The organism is Couchioplanes azureus (genome assembly GCF_014648355.1).
Lineage (GTDB): Bacteria > Actinomycetota > Actinomycetes > Mycobacteriales > Micromonosporaceae > Actinoplanes > Actinoplanes azureus.
Map to the genome: position 1 here is coordinate 507,538 of NZ_BMQY01000005.1, position 18,811 is coordinate 526,348.

Annotated in this window: 15 protein-coding genes and 1 tRNA gene; 7 read left to right on the top strand and 9 right to left on the bottom strand. The window is 68.7% G+C overall.

Going from position 1 to position 18,811, the window contains the following annotated elements:
• Window positions 1–62 precede the first annotated feature (62 nt).
• From IEY99_RS20970 to IEY99_RS20980, 3 genes are all read right to left on the bottom strand, one after another.
• Window positions 63–536, bottom strand: a complete 474-nt coding sequence (locus IEY99_RS20970) for a PqqD family protein (RefSeq protein WP_189205651.1) — start codon at window positions 534–536, stop codon at window positions 63–65.
• A gap of 25 nt (window positions 537–561) precedes the next feature.
• Window positions 562–4,728 (bottom strand): polymorphic toxin-type HINT domain-containing protein, encoded by a 4,167-nt coding sequence (locus IEY99_RS34960; protein WP_189205653.1) that lies wholly within the window; start codon window positions 4,726–4,728, stop codon window positions 562–564.
• Window positions 4,729–4,804: 76 nt separating this feature from the next.
• On the bottom strand, window positions 4,805–5,884 hold the full coding sequence (locus IEY99_RS20980) for a hypothetical protein (RefSeq protein WP_189205655.1): 1,080 nt from the start codon (window positions 5,882–5,884) through the stop codon (window positions 4,805–4,807).
• A gap of 199 nt (window positions 5,885–6,083) precedes the next feature.
• Between IEY99_RS20980 and IEY99_RS20985 the strand changes: the two genes are divergently transcribed.
• Window positions 6,084–8,003, top strand: coding sequence for a hypothetical protein (locus IEY99_RS20985; RefSeq protein WP_189205656.1), 1,920 nt, complete (start codon window positions 6,084–6,086; stop codon window positions 8,001–8,003).
• A 53-nt stretch (window positions 8,004–8,056) separates the two neighbouring features.
• Here IEY99_RS20985 and IEY99_RS20990 read toward each other — a convergent pair whose 3' ends face one another.
• A complete protein-coding gene (locus tag IEY99_RS20990) occupies window positions 8,057–8,473 on the bottom strand; it encodes a response regulator transcription factor (protein ID WP_189205657.1) in 417 nt (138 codons plus the stop codon).
• Between the two features lie 316 nt (window positions 8,474–8,789).
• Between IEY99_RS20990 and IEY99_RS20995 the strand changes: the two genes are divergently transcribed.
• Window positions 8,790–9,545, top strand: a complete 756-nt coding sequence (locus IEY99_RS20995) for a dienelactone hydrolase family protein (RefSeq protein ID WP_189205658.1) — start codon at window positions 8,790–8,792, stop codon at window positions 9,543–9,545.
• Between the two features lie 52 nt (window positions 9,546–9,597).
• Here the strand turns inward: IEY99_RS20995 and IEY99_RS21000 are convergent, their stop codons facing one another.
• Window positions 9,598–10,026, bottom strand: coding sequence for a YbjQ family protein (locus IEY99_RS21000; RefSeq protein WP_189205659.1), 429 nt, complete (start codon window positions 10,024–10,026; stop codon window positions 9,598–9,600).
• Between the two features lie 227 nt (window positions 10,027–10,253).
• Here IEY99_RS21000 and IEY99_RS21005 point away from each other — a divergent pair, with 227 nt between their 5' ends.
• From IEY99_RS21005 to IEY99_RS21020, 4 genes are all read left to right on the top strand, one after another.
• Window positions 10,254–10,457 (top strand): hypothetical protein, encoded by a 204-nt coding sequence (locus IEY99_RS21005; RefSeq protein WP_189205660.1) that lies wholly within the window; start codon window positions 10,254–10,256, stop codon window positions 10,455–10,457.
• A 381-nt stretch (window positions 10,458–10,838) separates the two neighbouring features.
• The gene (locus tag IEY99_RS21010) at window positions 10,839–11,210 is read left to right on the top strand and encodes a response regulator (protein WP_268245137.1); all 372 of its coding nucleotides are present in this window, start codon (window positions 10,839–10,841) and stop codon (window positions 11,208–11,210) included.
• Window positions 11,211–11,283: 73 nt separating this feature from the next.
• Entirely contained in the window at window positions 11,284–11,793 is a 510-nt protein-coding gene (locus tag IEY99_RS21015) for an RICIN domain-containing protein (protein ID WP_189205662.1), read from the top strand.
• Window positions 11,794–12,109: 316 nt separating this feature from the next.
• Entirely contained in the window at window positions 12,110–12,343 is a 234-nt protein-coding gene (locus IEY99_RS21020; protein WP_189205664.1) for a hypothetical protein, read from the top strand.
• A 215-nt stretch (window positions 12,344–12,558) separates the two neighbouring features.
• On the opposite strand, the gene IEY99_RS21025 is transcribed toward IEY99_RS21020, so the two are convergent.
• On the bottom strand, window positions 12,559–12,987 hold the full coding sequence (locus IEY99_RS21025; protein WP_189205666.1) for a VOC family protein: 429 nt from the start codon (window positions 12,985–12,987) through the stop codon (window positions 12,559–12,561).
• 457 nt (window positions 12,988–13,444) lie between these two features.
• Window positions 13,445–13,517 (bottom strand) — tRNA-Arg (locus IEY99_RS21030).
• A gap of 390 nt (window positions 13,518–13,907) precedes the next feature.
• Here IEY99_RS21030 and IEY99_RS21035 point away from each other — a divergent pair.
• Window positions 13,908–14,456, top strand: coding sequence for a hypothetical protein (locus IEY99_RS21035; protein ID WP_189205668.1), 549 nt, complete (start codon window positions 13,908–13,910; stop codon window positions 14,454–14,456).
• Window positions 14,457–15,012: 556 nt separating this feature from the next.
• Here the strand turns inward: IEY99_RS21035 and IEY99_RS21040 are convergent.
• Both IEY99_RS21040 and IEY99_RS21045 read right to left on the bottom strand, forming a co-directional pair.
• The gene (locus tag IEY99_RS21040; protein ID WP_194505966.1) at window positions 15,013–15,522 is read right to left on the bottom strand and encodes a hypothetical protein; all 510 of its coding nucleotides are present in this window, start codon (window positions 15,520–15,522) and stop codon (window positions 15,013–15,015) included.
• A 36-nt stretch (window positions 15,523–15,558) separates the two neighbouring features.
• Window positions 15,559–18,783, bottom strand: coding sequence for an RHS repeat-associated core domain-containing protein (locus tag IEY99_RS21045; protein WP_189205671.1), 3,225 nt, complete (start codon window positions 18,781–18,783; stop codon window positions 15,559–15,561).
• Window positions 18,784–18,811: the final 28 nt, after the last annotated feature.

Genomic DNA, 18,811 nt, shown 5'->3' on the forward strand with positions numbered 1-18,811 from the left:
CCGCGCGGCAGCCCCTCCAGGTGGTGATCGGCGCCCCCGGGAGTTCTCCGCTGCGCCCGACCTCAGCGTGCGGCAGCTCGCACTTCGTCGAGCAGATGATCCAGGAAAGCCCAGAGGTCCGTGGCGACGACGGCCACTCCGGAGTCATCCACCTCGTAGACGGAGGCGACCAGCGATCCGCCGCTGAGCCGGTAGACCCTGTCCCCAGACTCGTTCAATGCGAACAACCCGCCGCCACCGTCTGAACCGAACACCGTGATGGCATCGTTCACCGAGCCCCGCAGACCGGTCGGCTGGAACCCCTCCACCCGGCCGGCCACTACGTCCTCGAGAGGGTGGACGAAGAAGCCGTTGCCGACGTCGGGAAGGGAGACCTCCTCCACCCGCGAGTAGAAAGCCGCCAGATCGTCATGCAGCCCGGCTACCGAGGTCCCGCCCGGCAACGCGGACGAATCACCAGGTGCGGCCGTACGCACTACGTTCTCGCCCGGAGGATAGCCGTGCGTCTGCTCGAAGTTCCGGACGATACCGGCCACCAACTCCGAGACTTCCCTGATCCAGTTACTTAGGTTCTCGCCAGTAATAGGCACCGTAACCCCTATCGATTTGCGCTGCCATATCCTCGATCTGCGCACGTGTCGGATTCGGATTCAGATCGTGGAACCATTTCCACTGGTTCGTGATGTCCTGGTGGACGTTGGCTCCCCGCGATTTCATCCTACTCCCGGGGATGCCACGCATATTGTCCGGGGCATCGAAATCGAAGTCGGCGAACTCAGGATGGTCGCGGTATTCCTGCGGAATCGCGTGGTGCGCGTCCCAGTCGTCAGGCAGCCGCTTCATTCCGTTCTTGGCGAGCGAGGCATTCAGCCGACCGCGGTAGTTCCCGAGCTTGATGGTCGGGAAATCCGGATCGAATCCCTCGCAATCCGTCGCGTTGTGCACGAGGATCGGCGTGCTCTCCGCGAGAACATAGTACGTGTGAATTCGGGCGACGGTCAGGTTGTGCATGGCCTGACGGCCGTTGAAGGCATCGACCGACCGCACGGTGACCGACGTCGTGGACGACGGCGTGTGCAGCCGTTCGCCGACGACCAAGTCCCCGGCATCTACCCAAGCCCGCCGCTCGGCGCTCCAGAATGGATGGCGCTGCGTCGTGTGCAGCACGGCGGTGCGACCGTCCGCCGTATCGACGGTGAGATCGAGAAGGTCGGTGTCGAGGTTGACATGAAGGGCGGTGACCGGCTCAGCGGCACTCAGCCCGGTGACAGGATCGGTGGCGAGAACAAGATCGCCGGTCGTGACCCGTTCGATGGGCTTACTGGTGCCGTCGGCGAGCAGGACGGGCGTGCCGGGCGAGAAGCTGTTCGGCACTTGCGGGATCGGGCACCCGGTGGTCCGCCGATTCTGCTTGGCGAGGTCCTCCAGCTCATCGAACTCTTTCCGAGCGCCCTTGACCTTGTCCAGGAATTTGAAGACCTTGGGAAGGAGCTTGGCGAGCTTCCCCATGGCACCAAGGATCTTCCCGACGGGAAGCATGCCGACAAGCGTCCACAGACAGGCCTCGATATTGCCGTCCATGACGCACTTTTTGATGTCGCCGATCCCGGACAGCTCCATGAACAGGTCGTAGGCATTCTCCTTGATGAAGTCGAGAATGCTCTGACCCGCCTCCGCCTGCGCCTGGCGCAACCGGGCTTGCTGTTCGGGCGTAAGGAACTTCAGCAGTTCGGGATCGATGGTCTTCGGACCGCCGCTATCGGCGAGAGTTGCCGCAGCGCGCTTACGGTCGGCTTCCTCGGCTCGCTCGGCCGCCTTCTGCGCTTCGGTGGCATGCTGCAGCGCCTGTTTGGCGGCGGTCGCAGCGCTGTCGGCGAACTTCTGTGCACTTTCGGCGGACGTGCGGGCGGCGGCGGCATCGGCCTCGGCGGTGTCGGCGGCACCACGGGCAGCGGCCGCGTCGGCTTCGGCCGCCGAGGCAGCGCTGCCGGCCGCGTCGGCATCGTTCTGTGCTGCCTGGGCGCTCCGGCCGGCGATCGCGGCGTCGTTAGCGGCAGCGTTTGCCGCCTGCCGGGCCGCGGCCGCGTCCGCGCGGGCCTGCGCGTCGGCGCGGCCGGCACTGGCGGCAGCGGCACGCGCGGCAGCACCGTCCGCGGCCGCCTGCGCGGCGTACTGCTTGGCCTCGGCCGCCGACTTGGCAGCGTCAGCCGCCGAACGGGCCGCCTGCGCGGCAGCGGCGTAAGCCGGCTTGACCTGTGCGTGCGCCTGGTCAGCGGCGGCCTCGGCCCGCTGGGCGGCGATGATCGCCTCGTCCGCGCGGGCCTGCGCCGCGGCGGCCTGCTCAGCTCCGATGGTCTTGGCCTGCTCGGCGACCAGCCTCACGAAGTCCGCGTCGATATCGGCGCCGGTGAAGGGGCTGACCATGCCGATTGCCGTGTTCGCCGGCTCTGCGATGCCCGCCGCCGATGCTCTGGCGGCAGCCGCGGCGTTCACCGCGATTTCGGCCTGGGCGGCCGCGGCAACCGCCTCGGTGGTGGCAGCCTCGGCCTCGGCCTTGGTACGGTCCGCCGCCCACAGCGATCGCACCGACTCGTCGGCTGCCTCCCCCGCCAGCCGGACCGCATTGTGCGCCGCCTCGGCCGCCTTCGCTTCCTCCGCGGTGGCCACTGCTGCCTTGGCGTCCGCGCGCACCCGCGCGGCATGCGTCGCCTTCGCCGCAGCCTCTGCCTTGTCGGCTGCCGCGTCGGCGGCCTGGGCGGCGGCCTGTGCTTGCTTGGCCGCTGACCAGGCGCGGGCCGCGGCCTGCTGCGCCTGGGTCGCAGCAGCGCGGGCACTGGCCGCCGCGCCGGTGGCGGTGTTCGCCGAACTGCGCGCGGACCGGGCGGCCACACCGGCGACGCCGGCGGCCCGGTCGGCCTCGTCAGCCTGGCGCTGAGCCTCGTCACGCTCGGCACCGGCGGCGGTCGCCGAAGCGCCGGCCCGCATCGCCTGTGCCTTGGCTTTGGCGGACTGCTCGTCCCGCTCCGCCTGTACCGCGGCGTCCCGTGCTCGACGGGCGTTGCCTTCCTCACTCCAGGCCCTGTCCCGGGCAGCCCCGGCGGCGCCGTCCGCTGCCTCGGCACGCTCGCGGGCGCCCTTGGCGATGGCGGCCTGCGCATCGGCGTTGGCTCGCGCCGACTGCGCAACGGCGGCCTGGCGTTCGGCCTCGGCGCGGTGCCGGGCCGCGTTGGCCCGCTCGGCCTCGGCGATCTGCCGCTGCCGCTTGGCCTCCGCCGCCTGCGCCTCGGCGATCTGACGCTGCCGACGTGCCTTCTCCGCCGCCGCCCACGCCTTGGCCTCCGCGGCCTGCGCCTGCTCGCGCGCCGCCTTGGTCCGCGCCGCGGCGGTCTTGGCCGCGTCCGCCTGCTTCTTCGCCGCCGCGGCCAGCTTCGCCGCCGACGCCGCGTGCTCCTGCGCGTGCTTGCGCCACTGCTCGGCCTGCCGGGCGTGCGCCTCGGCCTTCGCCTGCGCATTCTGGGCGTTGTTCGTCGCGATGGTGGCATCGATCGCATGGGCCGCCGTCGTGGTCGCACCCACCGCGGCCGTGGCTGCCTCCGACATACCGCGGGCGATCAGCGACCACTCCGCACCGTAGGTCAGCCCCGTCTCGACCAGCGTGTCCGCCGCCGAGGTCGCGATCGCCGCCGCCGCGCTCGCCTGCTCCGCCGCCTGCTGGGCCGCCTTCAATTCGTTGGCGGTCTGCGCCTTCGCCGCGGTCAGCTCGGTGGCCTTCGCCTGCGCCGTCGCCGAACCCGCCAGCACCCGCTGACTGTGCCGCGCCGCGTTCGCGGCGCCGGCCATCGCGTTCGCCGCGCGCTGCAACGCGCGCACGCCCTCGCCGTGCGCCTTCAACAGCCGGGTGCGCGCCTCGGACGCCTTCTTCGCCCGCTGCGCCAGCTCGGACAGGTCCTCGGCCGCCTTGTTGCGCGCCTCCAGGTCCCGCAGATACTGCTCGCGGGCCTCCGCGTCGGCCTTCGCCGCCACCGCATAACCGGTGTCCCAGAACGCGGCCACCGCCGCGTCGTCACCCGACAGAGCCTGCTCGGCCGCCCGGCGAAGCTGCGACTCCGCCGGCGCCGCCGCCGCGAACGTCTTCAGCCGCTGGCGCAGCTGCTCCGCCCGCTCCTTGGCGGTCGCGGCGACCTTCTCGTCCTGCGCCCGGGCGATGTCCGCGCCGTAGGCCAGGAACGCCTCCCGGTCACCGTCGGTGCCCGCCAGCACGCGCTGCACCTCGGCGTTGAACGCCGGACCGCCCGTACCCGCCAAGGCTTTGATCTTCGTCAGGTTGTCGGCCGCGGTCTTCCGCTTCTCCGCCGCGACCTGCGTCTCCAGCGCCCGCTTCTCCACCGTCGCGAACTTCTGAATCGCCGCCGGATCCGCCGACGCCAGCGCCGCCAGCGCCGCATCCCGCACCCGCGCCTCCGGGGCGAGCTGCGCCACATCCGCGACGGCCTTACGCCACCGCTCGGCGTTGAGGTCCACACCGGTCGAGCCGTTCCACGACTCCGTCACCAGGGCCGGCACCGGCACCGGCGTGCTGTTCGGCACCTCCGTCACCGCGGCGCGCCGGGCGGATCCGGCGGACGGGGCGGCCGATGCCGGGGGGACGTACACGAAGCCGGCGAGCACAGACGCGGCCACTGACGCCGTCGCCAGTGCACGCAGCCGGGTGCGCAGGGAAACATTCATGACAAGGACATCCATTCGGAAAGAGCATGCGGAGACGCCCGCCCTCCGCAGAGGACGGGCGTGCGATCCGGACGAATCAGGCGGTCGGCGTGGCGGGGGTGTGCAGCGCCTGCTCGGCGGCGAGGGCCTGCTCGTAGAGGGCGGTCCACGCGGCGGCCTGGGCAGCGGCGTTCTTCTGCTCCTCCAGCCACTGCTCCCGGGTGCCCTGCGCCGTGTCGGCGATGGCCTGCCAGTTCGGGCTGGTCGCACTGCCGGCGGCCTGGGACACCTGAAGCCACGTGTCGGCCTGCTTCTGCGCGACCTGCTCCGCCTGCGCCCACGCGAGCCGCGGCGCGCCGGTCTGCGCTCCCACCGCCGCCCACGCCCGCGCGGCGGCGGCGCGCGCCTGCTCCTGCGCCTCGCCCACGGTCTCCCGGGCCGCCTTCTCGGCGGCCTGCGCCTCGGTCACCAGACGATTCGTCGTCGCGCGCCAGCGCGCGTCCTCGTCGGCGCACCGCTTGCGGTGCATCTGCAGGTCCAGCCCGGCCGCGCTCACCCAGCCGTGGGTGAGGAACTCCGCGACGTCGGCGTCCGTCGACCCCTCGGCGACCGCGCGGCCGGCCCACGCGCGGACCTGCGCGCCCGGGTCACCGTCGCGCAGCCGGACCACGAAATCCCGGTCCTCCTGGCGGATCTTCGCCGCCTGGCCGGCCTCGAACTCGATGTTCTTCTTGTCGCGCTCGAGCGCGGCGGCGTATCCGGTCTTCGCGAACTCGGCCAGCTCCGCGTCCGTGCCCTGCAGCGCCCACCGCCCGGCCGCGTTGACCCACGGGTAGCGGTCCGCCGGGTGCGTCAGCACCATCCGGTTCGCGAAGTCGACGTTGCGCTGCCGGGTCCGCTCCGCGCGGGCCACCGCCGCGTCGTAGCCGGTCGCCAGGAACGTCGCGATCGCCGCATCACCGCCGCTGGACAGCAGCGCCGCACGCGCCGCGCTACGCACCTCCGGACGGTAGTCGTCCGTGGACAACCACCGAACGAAGGCCCGGTCCGCCTCGGCCTGGTCCGACCTGGCGTCCATCATCACGACGGCCGGCAGGCCGGCGGCCAACGCCGGCCCCGACACCGTCACCGCGCTCATCGCCACCGCGACCGCTACGACCAGGCTCCGCCCACGCATCACATGTCCCCCGTATTTCAGCAAAGTCGGGCGACATTGAAGCACGGGGCACCGACACATCCATAGCCGCATCCCGATCGCCGCCGTGAGTCGATATTCACAGGTACCGGTGTTGCGACGGCGCGCGGCCGACGGTTAGCGTTCGCCGCCGTCCATGCGGCACCGTCAGACTTCACTGCCACGGGGACAGAACTCTCACATGACACCTTCCATCGGTGCCCTGCTCACGCGGGGTCTGCTCAGCGCTGGGCTGGCCACGGCCACCCTCACCACGATGCTGCCGGCCACCGCCCAGGCCGCTCCGGCGCACTCCGCGGCCACCCGGACCGCCGTACTCCGCGACCCGAGCCCGCATCTCTACGAAGAGAAGATGAAGGTCCTGGTCAAGTTCGGTCTCGCCGACCAGCTGAACGTGGCCGAACGGACCGACCGCGACTTCGTCATCGCGCTCTGGACCCACCTCAAGAACAACCCCGACCACCTCGAGGTACGCGTGGCCGCCGAGGCGGCCTACGCCGCCGCTCCGGAGGACGTGGAGGCGGCCTGCCGGCAGTTCATCCTCGTCGACGTCTTCGCGGCGTTCGACCGCGACGTCGCCCGTGAGAAGGCCGAGACCGACGAGAAGCGCCGCAGCGACGACGCCCGCGCCGCCGCCGCGGCCAGCATCGACGTCGTCGCCGACGCGGCCATGCTCGACGGCACCGACACCAAGTTCATCGAGCTGATCTGGCAGCGGGTCGACGAGGACGCCAGGTGGCCGAAGGTCAAGGCCGCGGCCCGCAACGCCCGCAAGGGCACGCCCGAGCAGCAGCGCGAGTTCATCGCCGCGGGCCTGGCCGCCGCCGCCAAGCAGGACACCGACGACCGCATCGCCGCCGACGAGGCCCGGACCGCGGCGGAGAAGGCCGAGGCCCTGGCCCGCGCGGCGAAGCAGTTCGCCGCCAACCGGGTCGGCCTGCCCGTCACCGAGCAGCTGCTCAAGATGCCGGACCGCGACTTCATCACCGTGGTGTGGAACCACACCGCCGACGGCAGCGAGGTGCAGCGCGCCGCCATCGCCGCCGCCCGCAGCAACGACCCGGCCGTCTGGAAGGCGTTCATCGACACCGGCATCCACCAGGCCCGGGACCGCGACATCAAGATCGCGCTGGACAAGCAGGAGGCCGAGGACCGCCGCCTGACCCGGGAGATCCTCAGCCGCGCCGAGCGGATCGGGCACCACAACCTGGCCGCCGCGGCCCGCGCCGCCCTCGCCGGCACCGCGCAGGCCGTCGCCGACTTCGTCCACGTCGGTCAGTACCAGGTCCGCCCCGACCCGATCGCGGCCGTCCCGCTGGCCCTGACCGGCGACCGCGTCGGTGTGCTCACCGCCGACGGCAGGGCCCACGTCAAGCAGGGCGGTCTCAGCACCGAGTGGGTCACTCAGCACGACGGCATCCGGCAGCTCGTCCTCAGCGGTGACCGCATCGGCGTCCTCGCCGGCGACGGCACCGCGTGGGTCAAGGAGGGCGGCCTCGGCGCCGGCTGGGTCCGCATGTACGACAACGTCAAGCAGCTCGCCCTTGCCGGCAACCGCATCGGCGTCCTCACCACCGAGGGCGTCGCCCTGGTGAAGGAGGGCGGCCTCGGCGCCCAGTGGGTCACCGAGTACGAGTACGTCAAGCAGCTGGTCCTGGCCGGCAACCGGATCGGCGTCCTCGGCACCGACGGCGTCGCCCTGGTCAAGGAGGGCGGCCTCAGCGCCCAGTGGGTCACCGAGTACGGAGGTGTCCAGCAGCTGGCCCTCGCGGAGAACCGCGTCGGCGTGCTCACCACCGGTGGCACCGCCCTGGTCAAGGAGGGCGGCCTCAGCGCCCAGTGGGTCACCGAGTACGAAGGCGTCCGGCAGCTCGCCCTCACCAGCAACCGGATCGGCGTGCTCACCAACGACGGCACCGCCCTGGTGAAGGAAGGCGGCCTCAGCACCCCCTGGGTCAACGAGTTCGGCGGGGTCCAGCAGCTCGTTCTCGCCGGCAACCGGATCGGCGTGCTCACCACCGACGGCACGGCCCGGGTCAAGGAAGGCGGCCTCAGCGCCGGCTGGATCGTCGTACGGACCGAGGTCGGTCCCCAGGCATGACCCTCCTGGGATGCCGTTCTGGACAGTTCGGCATCCCAGGCGCTCGTCAAGCTCTAGCCCGGCGGCAGTCGCACCTCGTGGTAGCGCCCCGGGTGCCGGCGGACCCGAGCCAGCAGCCCGGACAGGCGGATGACCAGCTCGTGGGGATGCACCGGCTCGGCAAGCCAGTCGTCGGCCCCGGCGTCGAACGCCTCGACCGACTCGTCCTCGGTGGTCACGTCCGACACCATCAGAATCGGCACGTCGGCGGTACGCGGGTCGGCGCGCAGCTGCCGGCAGGTCTGCAGCCCGGTCATACCGGCGGCGGGATGCTCCTTCAGCACCACGGCCGCCACATTGCCGTCGCCGACGCCCGCCAGGACCTGCCGCCCGTCGGCACACAGACGTACGGAAAAGCCGTGCTGCCGCAGTTGAAAGGCGATCAGGTCGCGGTGCCGCGGGTCATTCTCGGCAATCAGTACGTGGCGCAACGGCTTCCGTCCCGGCGGTCAGGCTCCCGAAGGCGGAGCGCCTTTCCACCGTGCCGGCCGTCCGGTGCCGTCACGGGGCAGGACCGGTGCATTTCCGGTGCCGCCCAGGCTCGCTTCGCCGCGAGGCTCCCGACGGGTAATCGGCTGGCCGGGGGTGCGCGGGGTTGATAGCGTGCCTCCAGCTCCGTGACCCGACCGAGGAGGTGAGACCCGTGAACGCAGTTCGCACGTGGTGCTCCCTCCCGTCACGGACGGGCGGCTGACGTAACCGCCGCCGGGAGCGCCGATCAGGATGGCACTCCCGAAAGGCACCACCATGCATTCTGTACGTTTCACCGCCGAGACCACGTCCGACGGCGTCGTCGAGCGCGACTTCCTCGTGGGCGAGATCCCGGGTGTGCTCTGGGCACCCGTATCCGGCGCCGACCATGCCCCGATCGTGCTCGTGGGGCACAACGGCGGCATGCACAAGAAGGCGCCGGGGCTCCGGGCCCGCGCCCTGCACGCCGCGGCCACCTGGGGGTTCCATGTGGTCGCGATCGACGCGCCGGGACACGGCGGCCGCCCGCGGACGGACGAGGACGAGCGGGCCCGTACCGAGATCCGGCACGCCATGACGGCGGGTGACACACCCCGGTTCGCGGCGGCCAGCCTCCGCTTCATGGCCTCGCTCGCGGAACGGGCCGTACCGGAATGGCGGGCGACGCTGGACGCCCTGCAGGCCTTGCCGCAGATCGGCCCGGACGCGCCGGTCGGCTACGGCGGGGGCATCTCGATGGGCACGGCGATCGGCGTACGGCTGACCGCGGCCGAGCCCCGGATCACCGCCGCGATCTTCGGCGGCGGGTTCTTCGTGGACGAGCCGGTGATCGCGGCCGCGCGGCAGATCACCGTGCCGGTCCAGTTCCTGCTGCCGTGGGACGACGAGCACGTCGACCGTTCCGACGGGCTCGCGCTGTTCGACGCGTTCGCGTCCGCGGAGAAGACGTTGCACGCCAACCCGGGCGACCACCGCAGCGTCCGGTGGATCGGGGTGGACGACACGTTCCTGCCCCGTCACCTCGGCAGCTAGCCTCGCCGCGGCGGGTGCCCTCCGTCGTGGGGGCGCCCGCGCTGCGGCCGCCCTAGTGCGTCGGGTGCGGCCCGTGCTCGTTGACGTTCGTCGCGTACTGCAGCTGGTGCGGCAGTCCCCCGGCCCGGGTCATCGCCTCGTACTGCTGCTGAGCGTGCTCGGTGACCGGAGAGACCCAGACGGCCGTACCGTACGCGCACACCTCGGTGTATCCCTGGGCGACCTCGCTGCAGTCGAAGCGGAACGCGACGACGGCGTTCGCCTGACGGTGGCGGGCCTGCCAGATCATGCGGCCCATCGCCTCGTTGCGGCCCTGCACCATCAGCTGGGTCATCTCGGGCAGTTCGCCGCCGCCGAGCGACCGGAGGGCCGCGGTCATACCGGCACCGAAGTTACGGGACCGCACGGTGACGCCGAAGACCTCACCGAGGACGGCCTGCACCTGATAGCCGGGTACGTCGTTGGAGCTGACCACGAGCATGGCGGAGATCGTACTCAGCGGTGTCGAGAACCCCCGGCCGGCGTGTCGACTCGGAGAACGCGTTTCCCGGGCGGCGTGACGCAGTACACAGCGTTACAAAGACGCCCAAGATTTTTCACCGGGCCCTCTTGCGCGGTCCGGTGGGGTGCGCGATCCTGCGGAGCAGGGCGGAGTCGCTTCGGTGACCTCTCAAATGGAGAGGTCTGCGACCGAGAAAGGCTCCCCCGGTGAACACTTCGACTCGCGCGCTCTGGCTCGCGTTCATGATCTTGTTCGGTCTGCTGGTCGGCGCGGCGGCAGGGCTATTGACCTGGGCCGACGGCGAAAGCTCCTTCGCCGCGGTGCGCGCCGGCGGCACCTCCTTCGGCGGCGCACTGGCGCTCCTCTTCGGGATCTTCTACTTCGCGACCCACGGCGGCCCGAAGTCCTGAAGGCAAGCCGCTTCGGTCGTATGCCTGTTGCGGCAGGCGCGGCAACGCGCGCAACCAAAGTTGCGAGCCCTCAGATTGTCGAATGGCTGTCCGAACTGAGGGGCATGCCAGACCAGACCGTCTTGCTGAGCAGCATGATCGTCATGGTCGCGTACGCAGCGATCGTGGTGCCGCGCGTTCGAGCGGGGCAGGCGCGCACCGACCACCGCCGGCATGCGCCGCCGGGCAGGCCGGACGCTGCTGCTGCGCGCTTTCCCGCCGGGGCGGAAAGCCGGTCGCAGAAGCATCGCTAGCCCCGGCAAGCACGCTGTGAACCCCACAACGCCCCCTGCACAGCAGCAAAGATCCGGCAGCGGATTCGAGTGGAAAGTGATGCCCACTATGAGTCGTATCGTAGCGGCAGATGACGACCCCAACGTGCGCGCCGTGGTGGAGCGGGTGCTGTCCCGAGCCGGCCACACGGTCGACATGTGCAGCGACGGCCGCGAATTGGTCGACGAGGTCCGGGCGAAGCACCCGGACGTCGTGGTGACCGACAACGAGATGCCGGTGATGACGGGCCTCCAGGCGCGCGCCGAGCTCCTTTCGACGCCGGAAACCGCCGACATTCCGGTCGTCATGGCCACCGGCTCCGTCACTTCGCAAGAAGCGGCCGAGACGTTGCAGGACGGCGATCAGCTCCTGCGCAAGCCGGTCCAGCCGGCGGAACTGCGAGACGCCGTGCAGGCCGCGGTGACGCAACGAGAGTCCTGAGCCGCTTCCGGGTGGCTACCTCGACGATCAGGCCGGATGATCATCCATCGATGTCCTGGGCGATCATCATCCGATGACCAGACTCCGAATCATGTTCGCCTCCGTCGTCGCGGCGCTCACCGTGCTGACGATGGCGACGCCCGCGCAGGCGGATCGCCGCATCGTCACGTTCACCTACGCGAATGCGTACACCGGAAAGTGCCTCGACGTCAGCTGGGCGAACCGGGACAACTTCGGTCCTGTCAACCAGTGGGACTGCTACGGCGGCACGAACCAGCAGTTCCAGGAACAGTGGGTGGCTCCGGACACCTACCTGCTGCGGGCCTGGCACAGCGGCAAGTGCCTGGACCCCAGGTACGGAAGCACGAGCAGCGACGTTCCTGTCATCCAGTACGACTGCCACGGCGCGCGCAACCAGCAGTGGCGGCGCCTGTGGAAGCAGGACAACACGTTCCTGTGGCAGAACGTGCACAGCGGCAAGTGCCTGGAGATCGACGTCATCCGCAACACCGGCGCATTGCAGTACGACTGCAACGGCGGCGCGTTCCAGAAGTGGCGCTACGAGCGGTCGTTCACCTACTAGCCGGCCTGCCAACGCCGGCGCGGCGGACAACTTATGTGGGGCGGGCTGCCCGCCGCGCACTGGCGGTGTCGTCGTTCCCGCATGGCGGTGCGGCAACGACGACGCAACGATGGTAGGACGGCCGCGCCAGCCCGCCGGCCGCGCCAGCCCGCCGGCCGCGCCAGCCCGCCGCTCGCGCCAGCCCGCCGGTCGCGCCCGGCCGGAGGCCCTGACCTGAGCCTCAAGATCGTCGCCAATCACTGTTTCGTAGACTTCTTCACCGGCGGTCGCCCGGAATGGTCGACCGCACGTTTCTGCACCTCGAAAGGCACATCCGATGACTGGTATGCGGTCCACCGGGCGGCGTTCCGCCATGATCCTTCTCGCCGCCGCAGCCGCGGCAGGCATCGCTCTGGCCGGCGCCGGTGCGGCACCTGCCGACTCGGAGGATCTGGCCGGCCGCGGTCGCGGCCTCCGGCCCGTCGACACGACCGTGCTCATCCAGACCGGCAATGTGGTGCTGCCGCGAGACGTCGTCGACCTGCGTACGATCGCGTCCGCCGTTCTTTGATCCTGTCGCCCCGTCGATCCCGGCGTGGGCGAAGGGGCGTGCTCGGCGTCCCGAGTCCGAGCCGAAAGCTGGCTGAGGCCAAGTCAAAGGCTCACCTCTATGAGACGTGAGTGCCGGGACGCGGCCGTACCACCTTGCGGATCTGTGGGTCACCTCTGCAGAAGTACTGGCCTTCACCGACGACCTCGATCACGCGAAGACGCCCGCCGGCCGCGTCAGTCGAGACAGAACTCGTTCCCCTCGATGTCCTGCATCGTGATGCACGAATCATTGCCGTCATACAGCGTTTGCACGTGTACCGCGCCGAGCGGAACCAGTCGTGCGCACTCGGCCTCAAGCGCGGCGAGGCGCTCTTCACCCACGAGTCCGGTGCCGACCCGCACGTCAAGATGCATCCGGTTCTTGGCGATCTTTCCTTCAGGGACGCGTTGGAAGTACAGTCGCGGGCCCACGCCTGAGGGATCAACGCAGGCGAACCATGCGTCCTGCCGCTCAGGTGGCAACGAGCGCTTGAAATCGTCCCAAGTTGCAAACCCCTCTGGTGGCGGAGGTACGACGTACCCCAACACCTCACACCAGAAACGAGCGAGACGCTCCGGTTCCTTGCAGTCGAAGGTGACCTGGAACTGCTTGATCGATGCCATCGGCCCATCGTAGAAGCGAAGCGGGTTTCGGCGATCGCCCGCCGGTCGACCTGGTCGTGCTCCCAGTGGGCCACCGGTAGCCCTGCGGCGAGCCGGGCGGCGGACAGCGCCGTTACCAGTGCCATCGGGTCGGTGAGCGCCAATGCCGTAGCTTGATCACGTGTGGTGACCTACGTCGGACCTTGATGACCTTCTCCCTTTAGAACAGGACCGGGCCGCGCCCGGCCGACTGCTGCTCCTCGTCGGGCGACTACCCTGTGTCCTCGGGCTGATCGGTGGCAGCGCGGCTGCTACCCGCACTGTCTCGATCGCCGCGACGGCGGCGTGCAGGGCCGGCGCGTCCTGGAGCCGGAACGACAGCCGCGGCAACGCTGCGGCGATCCGCCGGTATCCGATTTGTGCCACGAAGCGAACGACGCGAACGGCGTGATGTTGTCGATCAAGGCTGTGACCTGGGTGCCCCCGGCAGGAATCGAACCTGCGACCTGCGGTTTAGGAAACCGTTGCTCTATCCCCTGAGCTACGAGGGCGCGAGTTGTCAGCTTACCTGCCAGCGGATACCAACGCGTACCAGGGCGTACCAACCACTGCCGACGAGTCTGAGGCGCCGCTGCTGCGACCCATGGAGCAGATAGGGAGCACACGGATCACCGCCTGACCGGTCACATGCCAACCCGTGCCAGGCAGTACCACCGGCTACCAACCCGTGCCAACGTCTCACCGAGCAAATACCGAGCATTCGTATGGCGACAGAGGGGCAAGCTGCGCCTTGCGCTGCCGCCTCCGGCGACACCCGCGGACGGGTGTGAGCTGGTGCGGGCAGTTGTCGAGAAGGTGGATTTCCACCCCGTTACAGCGCGATGATCCGCACCGGGGTGCGAGGTTCACCGATGGGGCATTAATTGCTAAAGTGCCCCGACATGACCGGAGCGCTGGTGCTTCGCCCTGCCTGGCGGGAGATTGTTCTCGCGGGCGCTACCGTCCTGCTGACCATTGACAGCTTCCTGCCCTGGTACACGCAGCGGTGGTCGACCCAGCACCTTGCGACGGGACGCACCACTCAGCACGCCGTGACTGCATCCGCATGGTCGAGTTCAACGGGCTGGTCGATCGGCGTCCTGTTGACCGTCGCCGCCGCTACCGGCTGGCTGCTCTGCCGCCGCAGTCCGTCGCTGCGCCGCGCAGCACAAGTAGCCTGCCTCGTCGCCGCCCTCGCCGCCCCGGTCGTCACCGCCAAGGCATGGCTTGAAATCCCGTCGGCGGCGGAGGCCGCCAGCGGCCCACTCGCGTTCCAGCCGCTCCCCGCCTCCGGCACCTACCTTGGACACGTAACCCGCGACGCTCTCACCGCACGAGAGCTGAACGTGAGCTGCGGCTTCTATATCGGCACCGCACTCATGATCATTGTTGCTCTTTGTCTAGCCTCCTGGCTTATGCCTCGACCGTTCCTGACGCCGGCGCACTCGTGATCTCGACGCCCAGGCGGTCTTGCATCAACGCTGATGAACTCTTGCGCCAGCAACGATGGACCTGGTGACGGCTATCCAGTTCGCCGTGACGGCATATGGTCGTTTCGCCTTGAATTGCACTGCAGCGGGCCTCTTGCGTGTCGCCTGCTTGGCTTTGACCAGCGTGCTCGCTGCTGAACTCTGGCCGCACGGCGGCGCCTGAGACGTCGCCTGCCTCCCCGGCTGTGGAAGGAATGTCGGTGGTCGCCATTAGCGTGTTCCTATGGCTGTCCCCATGGACCGAGCAAGGGACCTCGCGGCTGCCCTGCGGGGTACCGCCCTACAGTTCACCACCAGACGTCGACCCGAGCCCGGCACGCAGGCGTGGAAGCTTGCCGGGCAACAGATGGCCATGGGAGAAGCCTCCAGTGCGAACAGTGGGCGGCTCGCTATCGCCTTCACCCGAGGCGATGAGTGGTTCCTACACGACCGCCCCTAGCGCTTTTCGACTGTTCCCTCGCAGAGGCCACCATGAACGGATGGAGGCTTCTTCGCGACAGGGCTTTCTGGCATCAGATCACAGGAGAGATTCCAATTCAAGCAGGCCGTCCCTGATTGCCAACGGAATTTCTGCACTGAATGGCCGGGCGGCGATGATCAGAGATCTTGACGCCTCAACAATCTCATCCGGCTCGTCTAGGCGCAGGAGCAATTCCTCCAGATTATCTACATCGCCATCAACCTCTGCGGCAGCGCGGCCTTGGAGTTGATGCGCCTGCTGCGCCATCCTAATAAGTTTTATGAGTCGCTTGGCAGAACCATACACCGTCAGGAAATTGACCGTGTTTACAGTCGGCGAACGGCTCGCTTGAATCGCCCCGCGCAGAGCGTTATCAATTCCCTCGCACAGCATCGCAAGGCCTACGACTGCACTCCTCAACTCGGATTCACTCGCATCTGCGCTGGAACGAGAGGCGGGAGCGTGCCTAGAGACGTGCCCATTGGCGGCCATAGCTTTGGCGACACGATCGACTGCCGTGTCGAACGCCGACCCGTAGGACCAAACAACTTCTCGAACGTCGCCCATATCTCCATCCAGAATCTTGATCCGCCCGTGGCTACGTTACCAGTCTTCAGGAAAAGTACTCGGATTGGCCGTGATGTCAAGCCACGGAAGAAATGCTTTGCAGTGCCTCTCACACGGTGCCATGGGCGTCCCGTGCGGCTTCCCGAAAGCGCCATCAACGGTCACTGACCTCATTGTTGAACCCCGAAACTCAAGACCCTCGTCGACCGCCTGAGAAATACAATTCAGCTCCGCGCATTTCATGTGCCGCTGATTACCCGTGGCGGATTTATAGTCATTTACCAGGCCCCGGATGTTCTCGTTCGGCTGCCCGTTATGTCCATAAATTTTGCGGCCACTCGGAGTGGTCATCTCGGTGGCCACTTTGATGGCATGTCCGTTCGCGGCCTTCTTCCCTTTAACGCTATCGGCGTAATCGAGAAGCGGGTCACGCGGAGGAGCGGTCTTGATTCCCTTAACGCCGGGCAGCTTAGCGCCCTTGCCACCGGCGAACAGGAGCGCGATGGCCCCGAGCACGTACGTGCCGTGGTCGGCTCTCTCTTCGGCGGTGTCCGCGGTGACTGCGGCTTCGCCTTCTTCCCAAAGACCCTTCAGCATGTTCCAGGCCCCACCGGGCATGCCGGGTCCCGAGAAGGTCCATTTGGCCTGGTCCCAGAGGATGTCCCCGTAGGTCATTTCGCCGCGCTGATAGGCAGCGGCGTTCTCGTTGGCTCGATTGATGCCGTCCTGGGCGAACGAGTAGATGCCTTTGACGACGCCTACTGTCGAGTCGTACGACAACCTGGCGTTGCCCCTGAGCACACCCTGCACGGTCCCGATGAAGCCGCCGCCACCGGAGCTGGTCCCGCTACTGCCGGAACCGCCTCCCCCGCCGCCGGCGCCGGCGGTTTCCTTGAGCTGGGCGCCGCGGTTTCCGTAGAAGTGGGTGTCGTCGCGCAGGCCGGTGGGGTCGCTGTGACCGATCGGGTCGTTGCCGGAGTACGAGTAGGCGTTCCACTGTTGCGGGTCGTTGAGGTCCTGGACGGGGTCGACGGAGATGAAACGGCCCAGCACCGGGTCGTACTCGCGGGCGCCGATGTGGGTCAGACCGGTGGGATCGACGTCTCCGCCGACGAAGCCCTTGTTGTTGGGCCAGACAGGGTTGTCGCCGCGGGGACTGCCGTAGGGCTGCTGCCGCCGGATGGTGACTTTTTGGGTGTACGCGTTGACGGCTGTCTGCTGGGTGCCCTGGTGGTCGTTGAAAAGCCAGGTCAGGCTCTGGTGACCGCCGGTACGGGAGGCGACGGTGGCGCCGTTGAAGCTGTAGTAGCGGGTGCCGGTCACGGACATGCTGCTGCCGGAGCCGGTACGGCGGAGCTCCATGCCGGGCAGGTAGAGCGTGGTGCCGTCGGCGTCACGGCGGATCAGCCGGGTGCCGCCCGCGTCGTACAGGTTGGTGGTGGTCTTGCCGCCTTCTACGACCTTGACCGGCTTTCCCTCGGCATCCCAGGTCAGGGTCTGACCCGCGGTGGGGCCGGGGCGTGTGGTCATGTTGCCGGCGCTGTCGTAGCCGTACGCGACGGTGGTGCCGGTGGTCTGCCCCGGCTGGGTGGTCGTCATCGACGTCACCGCGTGCGGTCGCACGACGCTGGCTCCGGGGGTGGGTACCGCGTAGGCGCGGGCGGTGTCACCGGCGGCGGTGTGGGAGACCTCCTTGGTGCGGTTGCCGATCCGGTCGATGGTCCAGTCGAGCCAGTACGGGGCCGGGCCGCCGAGGTTCGCCGTCGACCGTTCCGCCTTACAGTCCACGCCGGTCTTCGGCGTCCACGCCGAGGTGAGCCGCTGCAGGTGGTCGTACGCGAAGCACTGGGTGTCGGCCTGCCCGACCTGTGGGGTGTCGGCGATGGACAGCGGAGCGCCGGCGTTCTCGTAGGTGTAGGTGCGCTCGGCCACGGTGCCGGTCGCGGTCTCGGGCTTGACCCTGACCTTGTGGATGCGGCGGGTGTCCAGCTCGTAGTCGAAGCTCTGCTCCGCGTAGACACCGCCACCGATCTTCATTGTGGTGACGGTCGGTTCGCCGTAGCTGCTGTACTGCTGTCTCGCGACGTAGGCCGCGATGGTCGGAAGATTCGTTTCCAGGCTGCCAGGTAGTCCGGACGTCCGGTCATAGGTGGTGGTTATCGTCTCGGTGGTTTGGTCGCCGCCCCCCGGATAGGTGAGTTCCGTGGGCGCACCGGTATAGGACGAGTATCCGTGGCCGTAGACGTAGGTACCGGCGAGACCGGTCTCCACCGCCGGAATGATCCAGTGCTCGCCCGAGATTTGGTACCGGAAGTTGTAGCGGCGGGCCTGCCATTTGTAGGCGTTGCCGTTGTCGTAGCGGATCGCCTCGGTCATCTGGCCCTTGATCGGTTCGCCGTCGTAGTAGCGGTCGTACTTCCACTCCGCTCGCTTGTTGGCGTCGGCCACGGCGTCGTCGTAGACGGCGGTCTTGCGGCCCAGCGCGTCGTAGGTGTAGGCGAGGACCTCGTTACGGGCGTCGGTGGTTCTGACCAAGTCGCCGGCGTCGTTGTAGGCCGAGGTCGTGGTGCCCTTGTCCGGGTCACGGGACTCGATCGTGTGGCCGCGCATGTCGTACTTGTAGGTCCACTGGTTGCCGGCAGTATCCGTCACCGTGGTGAGCTGGTCCTTGCCGTTGTAGCCGTACTTGGTGGAGTCGTAGGCGCCGTTGACCCCGGATGCGGTGGTGTACTGCCGCAGTTCCACCTTCCGCCCGAGGGCGTCGGTGATGGAGGTGGTCGTCGTGCCTCCCTTGGGCGGTACGACGGTGGTCCGGTCGCCCTCGTAGGAGGTGGTGGTGCGCCACTTCTCCACGATGTTGGTGACGCCGTCCCCGGATCGGAAGATGGCGTTGGTGGGCCGCCCGGCGCGGTCGTAGAGGGTGAGGCCTTGCGACGGCACGGACCACTCGGGTTCCCACCACAGGGTGCTGGAGGGCTCCCCGGGCTCGGCGTGCGCGCCGAAGGTCATCTCGGCGCGGCCATGGCCGTCGTAGAGGGTGTCCGTGACGACTCTGCCACCGCCGACGGCGGCCTTCTGGGTCTGCCGCGGGCGGAGCATTCCGTCGTAGATGGCGTAGGACACCTCGGTGCCGCCGGCGGAGTTGAACGTCTCGGTCTTGACGTACGGATAGTTCCGGCGGTTGGCGTCGAACCCGTAGGTGTAGCGCAGTGCCGGCTTGTTCGGGAACTCCGCACGCGGCCATCCCTGGTCCCAGACCATGGAGGTGCGGCCGAGCGGGTCGTAGACG

Bases quoted from the DNA above. Each gene is read 5' to 3' on its own strand.
- IEY99_RS21035 (WP_189205668.1), top strand. From the start codon at position 13,908: ATGACCGGAGCGCTGGTGCTTCGCCCTGCCTGGCGGGAGATTGTTCTC.
- IEY99_RS21025 (WP_189205666.1), bottom strand. From the start codon at position 12,987: ATGGCATCGATCAAGCAGTTCCAGGTCACCTTCGACTGCAAGGAACCG.
- IEY99_RS21000 (WP_189205659.1), bottom strand. From the start codon at position 10,026: ATGCTCGTGGTCAGCTCCAACGACGTACCCGGCTATCAGGTGCAGGCC.
- IEY99_RS21040 (WP_194505966.1), bottom strand. From the start codon at position 15,522: ATGGGCGACGTTCGAGAAGTTGTTTGGTCCTACGGGTCGGCGTTCGAC.
- IEY99_RS20980 (WP_189205655.1), bottom strand. From the start codon at position 5,884: ATGCGTGGGCGGAGCCTGGTCGTAGCGGTCGCGGTGGCGATGAGCGCG.
- IEY99_RS20985 (WP_189205656.1), top strand. From the start codon at position 6,084: ATGACACCTTCCATCGGTGCCCTGCTCACGCGGGGTCTGCTCAGCGCT.
- IEY99_RS21015 (WP_189205662.1), top strand. From the start codon at position 11,284: ATGACCAGACTCCGAATCATGTTCGCCTCCGTCGTCGCGGCGCTCACC.
- IEY99_RS20995 (WP_189205658.1), top strand. From the start codon at position 8,790: ATGCATTCTGTACGTTTCACCGCCGAGACCACGTCCGACGGCGTCGTC.
- IEY99_RS21010 (WP_268245137.1), top strand. From the start codon at position 10,839: ATGAGTCGTATCGTAGCGGCAGATGACGACCCCAACGTGCGCGCCGTG.
- IEY99_RS34960 (WP_189205653.1), bottom strand. From the start codon at position 4,728: ATGAATGTTTCCCTGCGCACCCGGCTGCGTGCACTGGCGACGGCGTCA.
- IEY99_RS21045 (WP_189205671.1), bottom strand. From the start codon at position 18,783: ATGGTCTGGGACCAGGGATGGCCGCGTGCGGAGTTCCCGAACAAGCCG.
- IEY99_RS21020 (WP_189205664.1), top strand. From the start codon at position 12,110: ATGACTGGTATGCGGTCCACCGGGCGGCGTTCCGCCATGATCCTTCTC.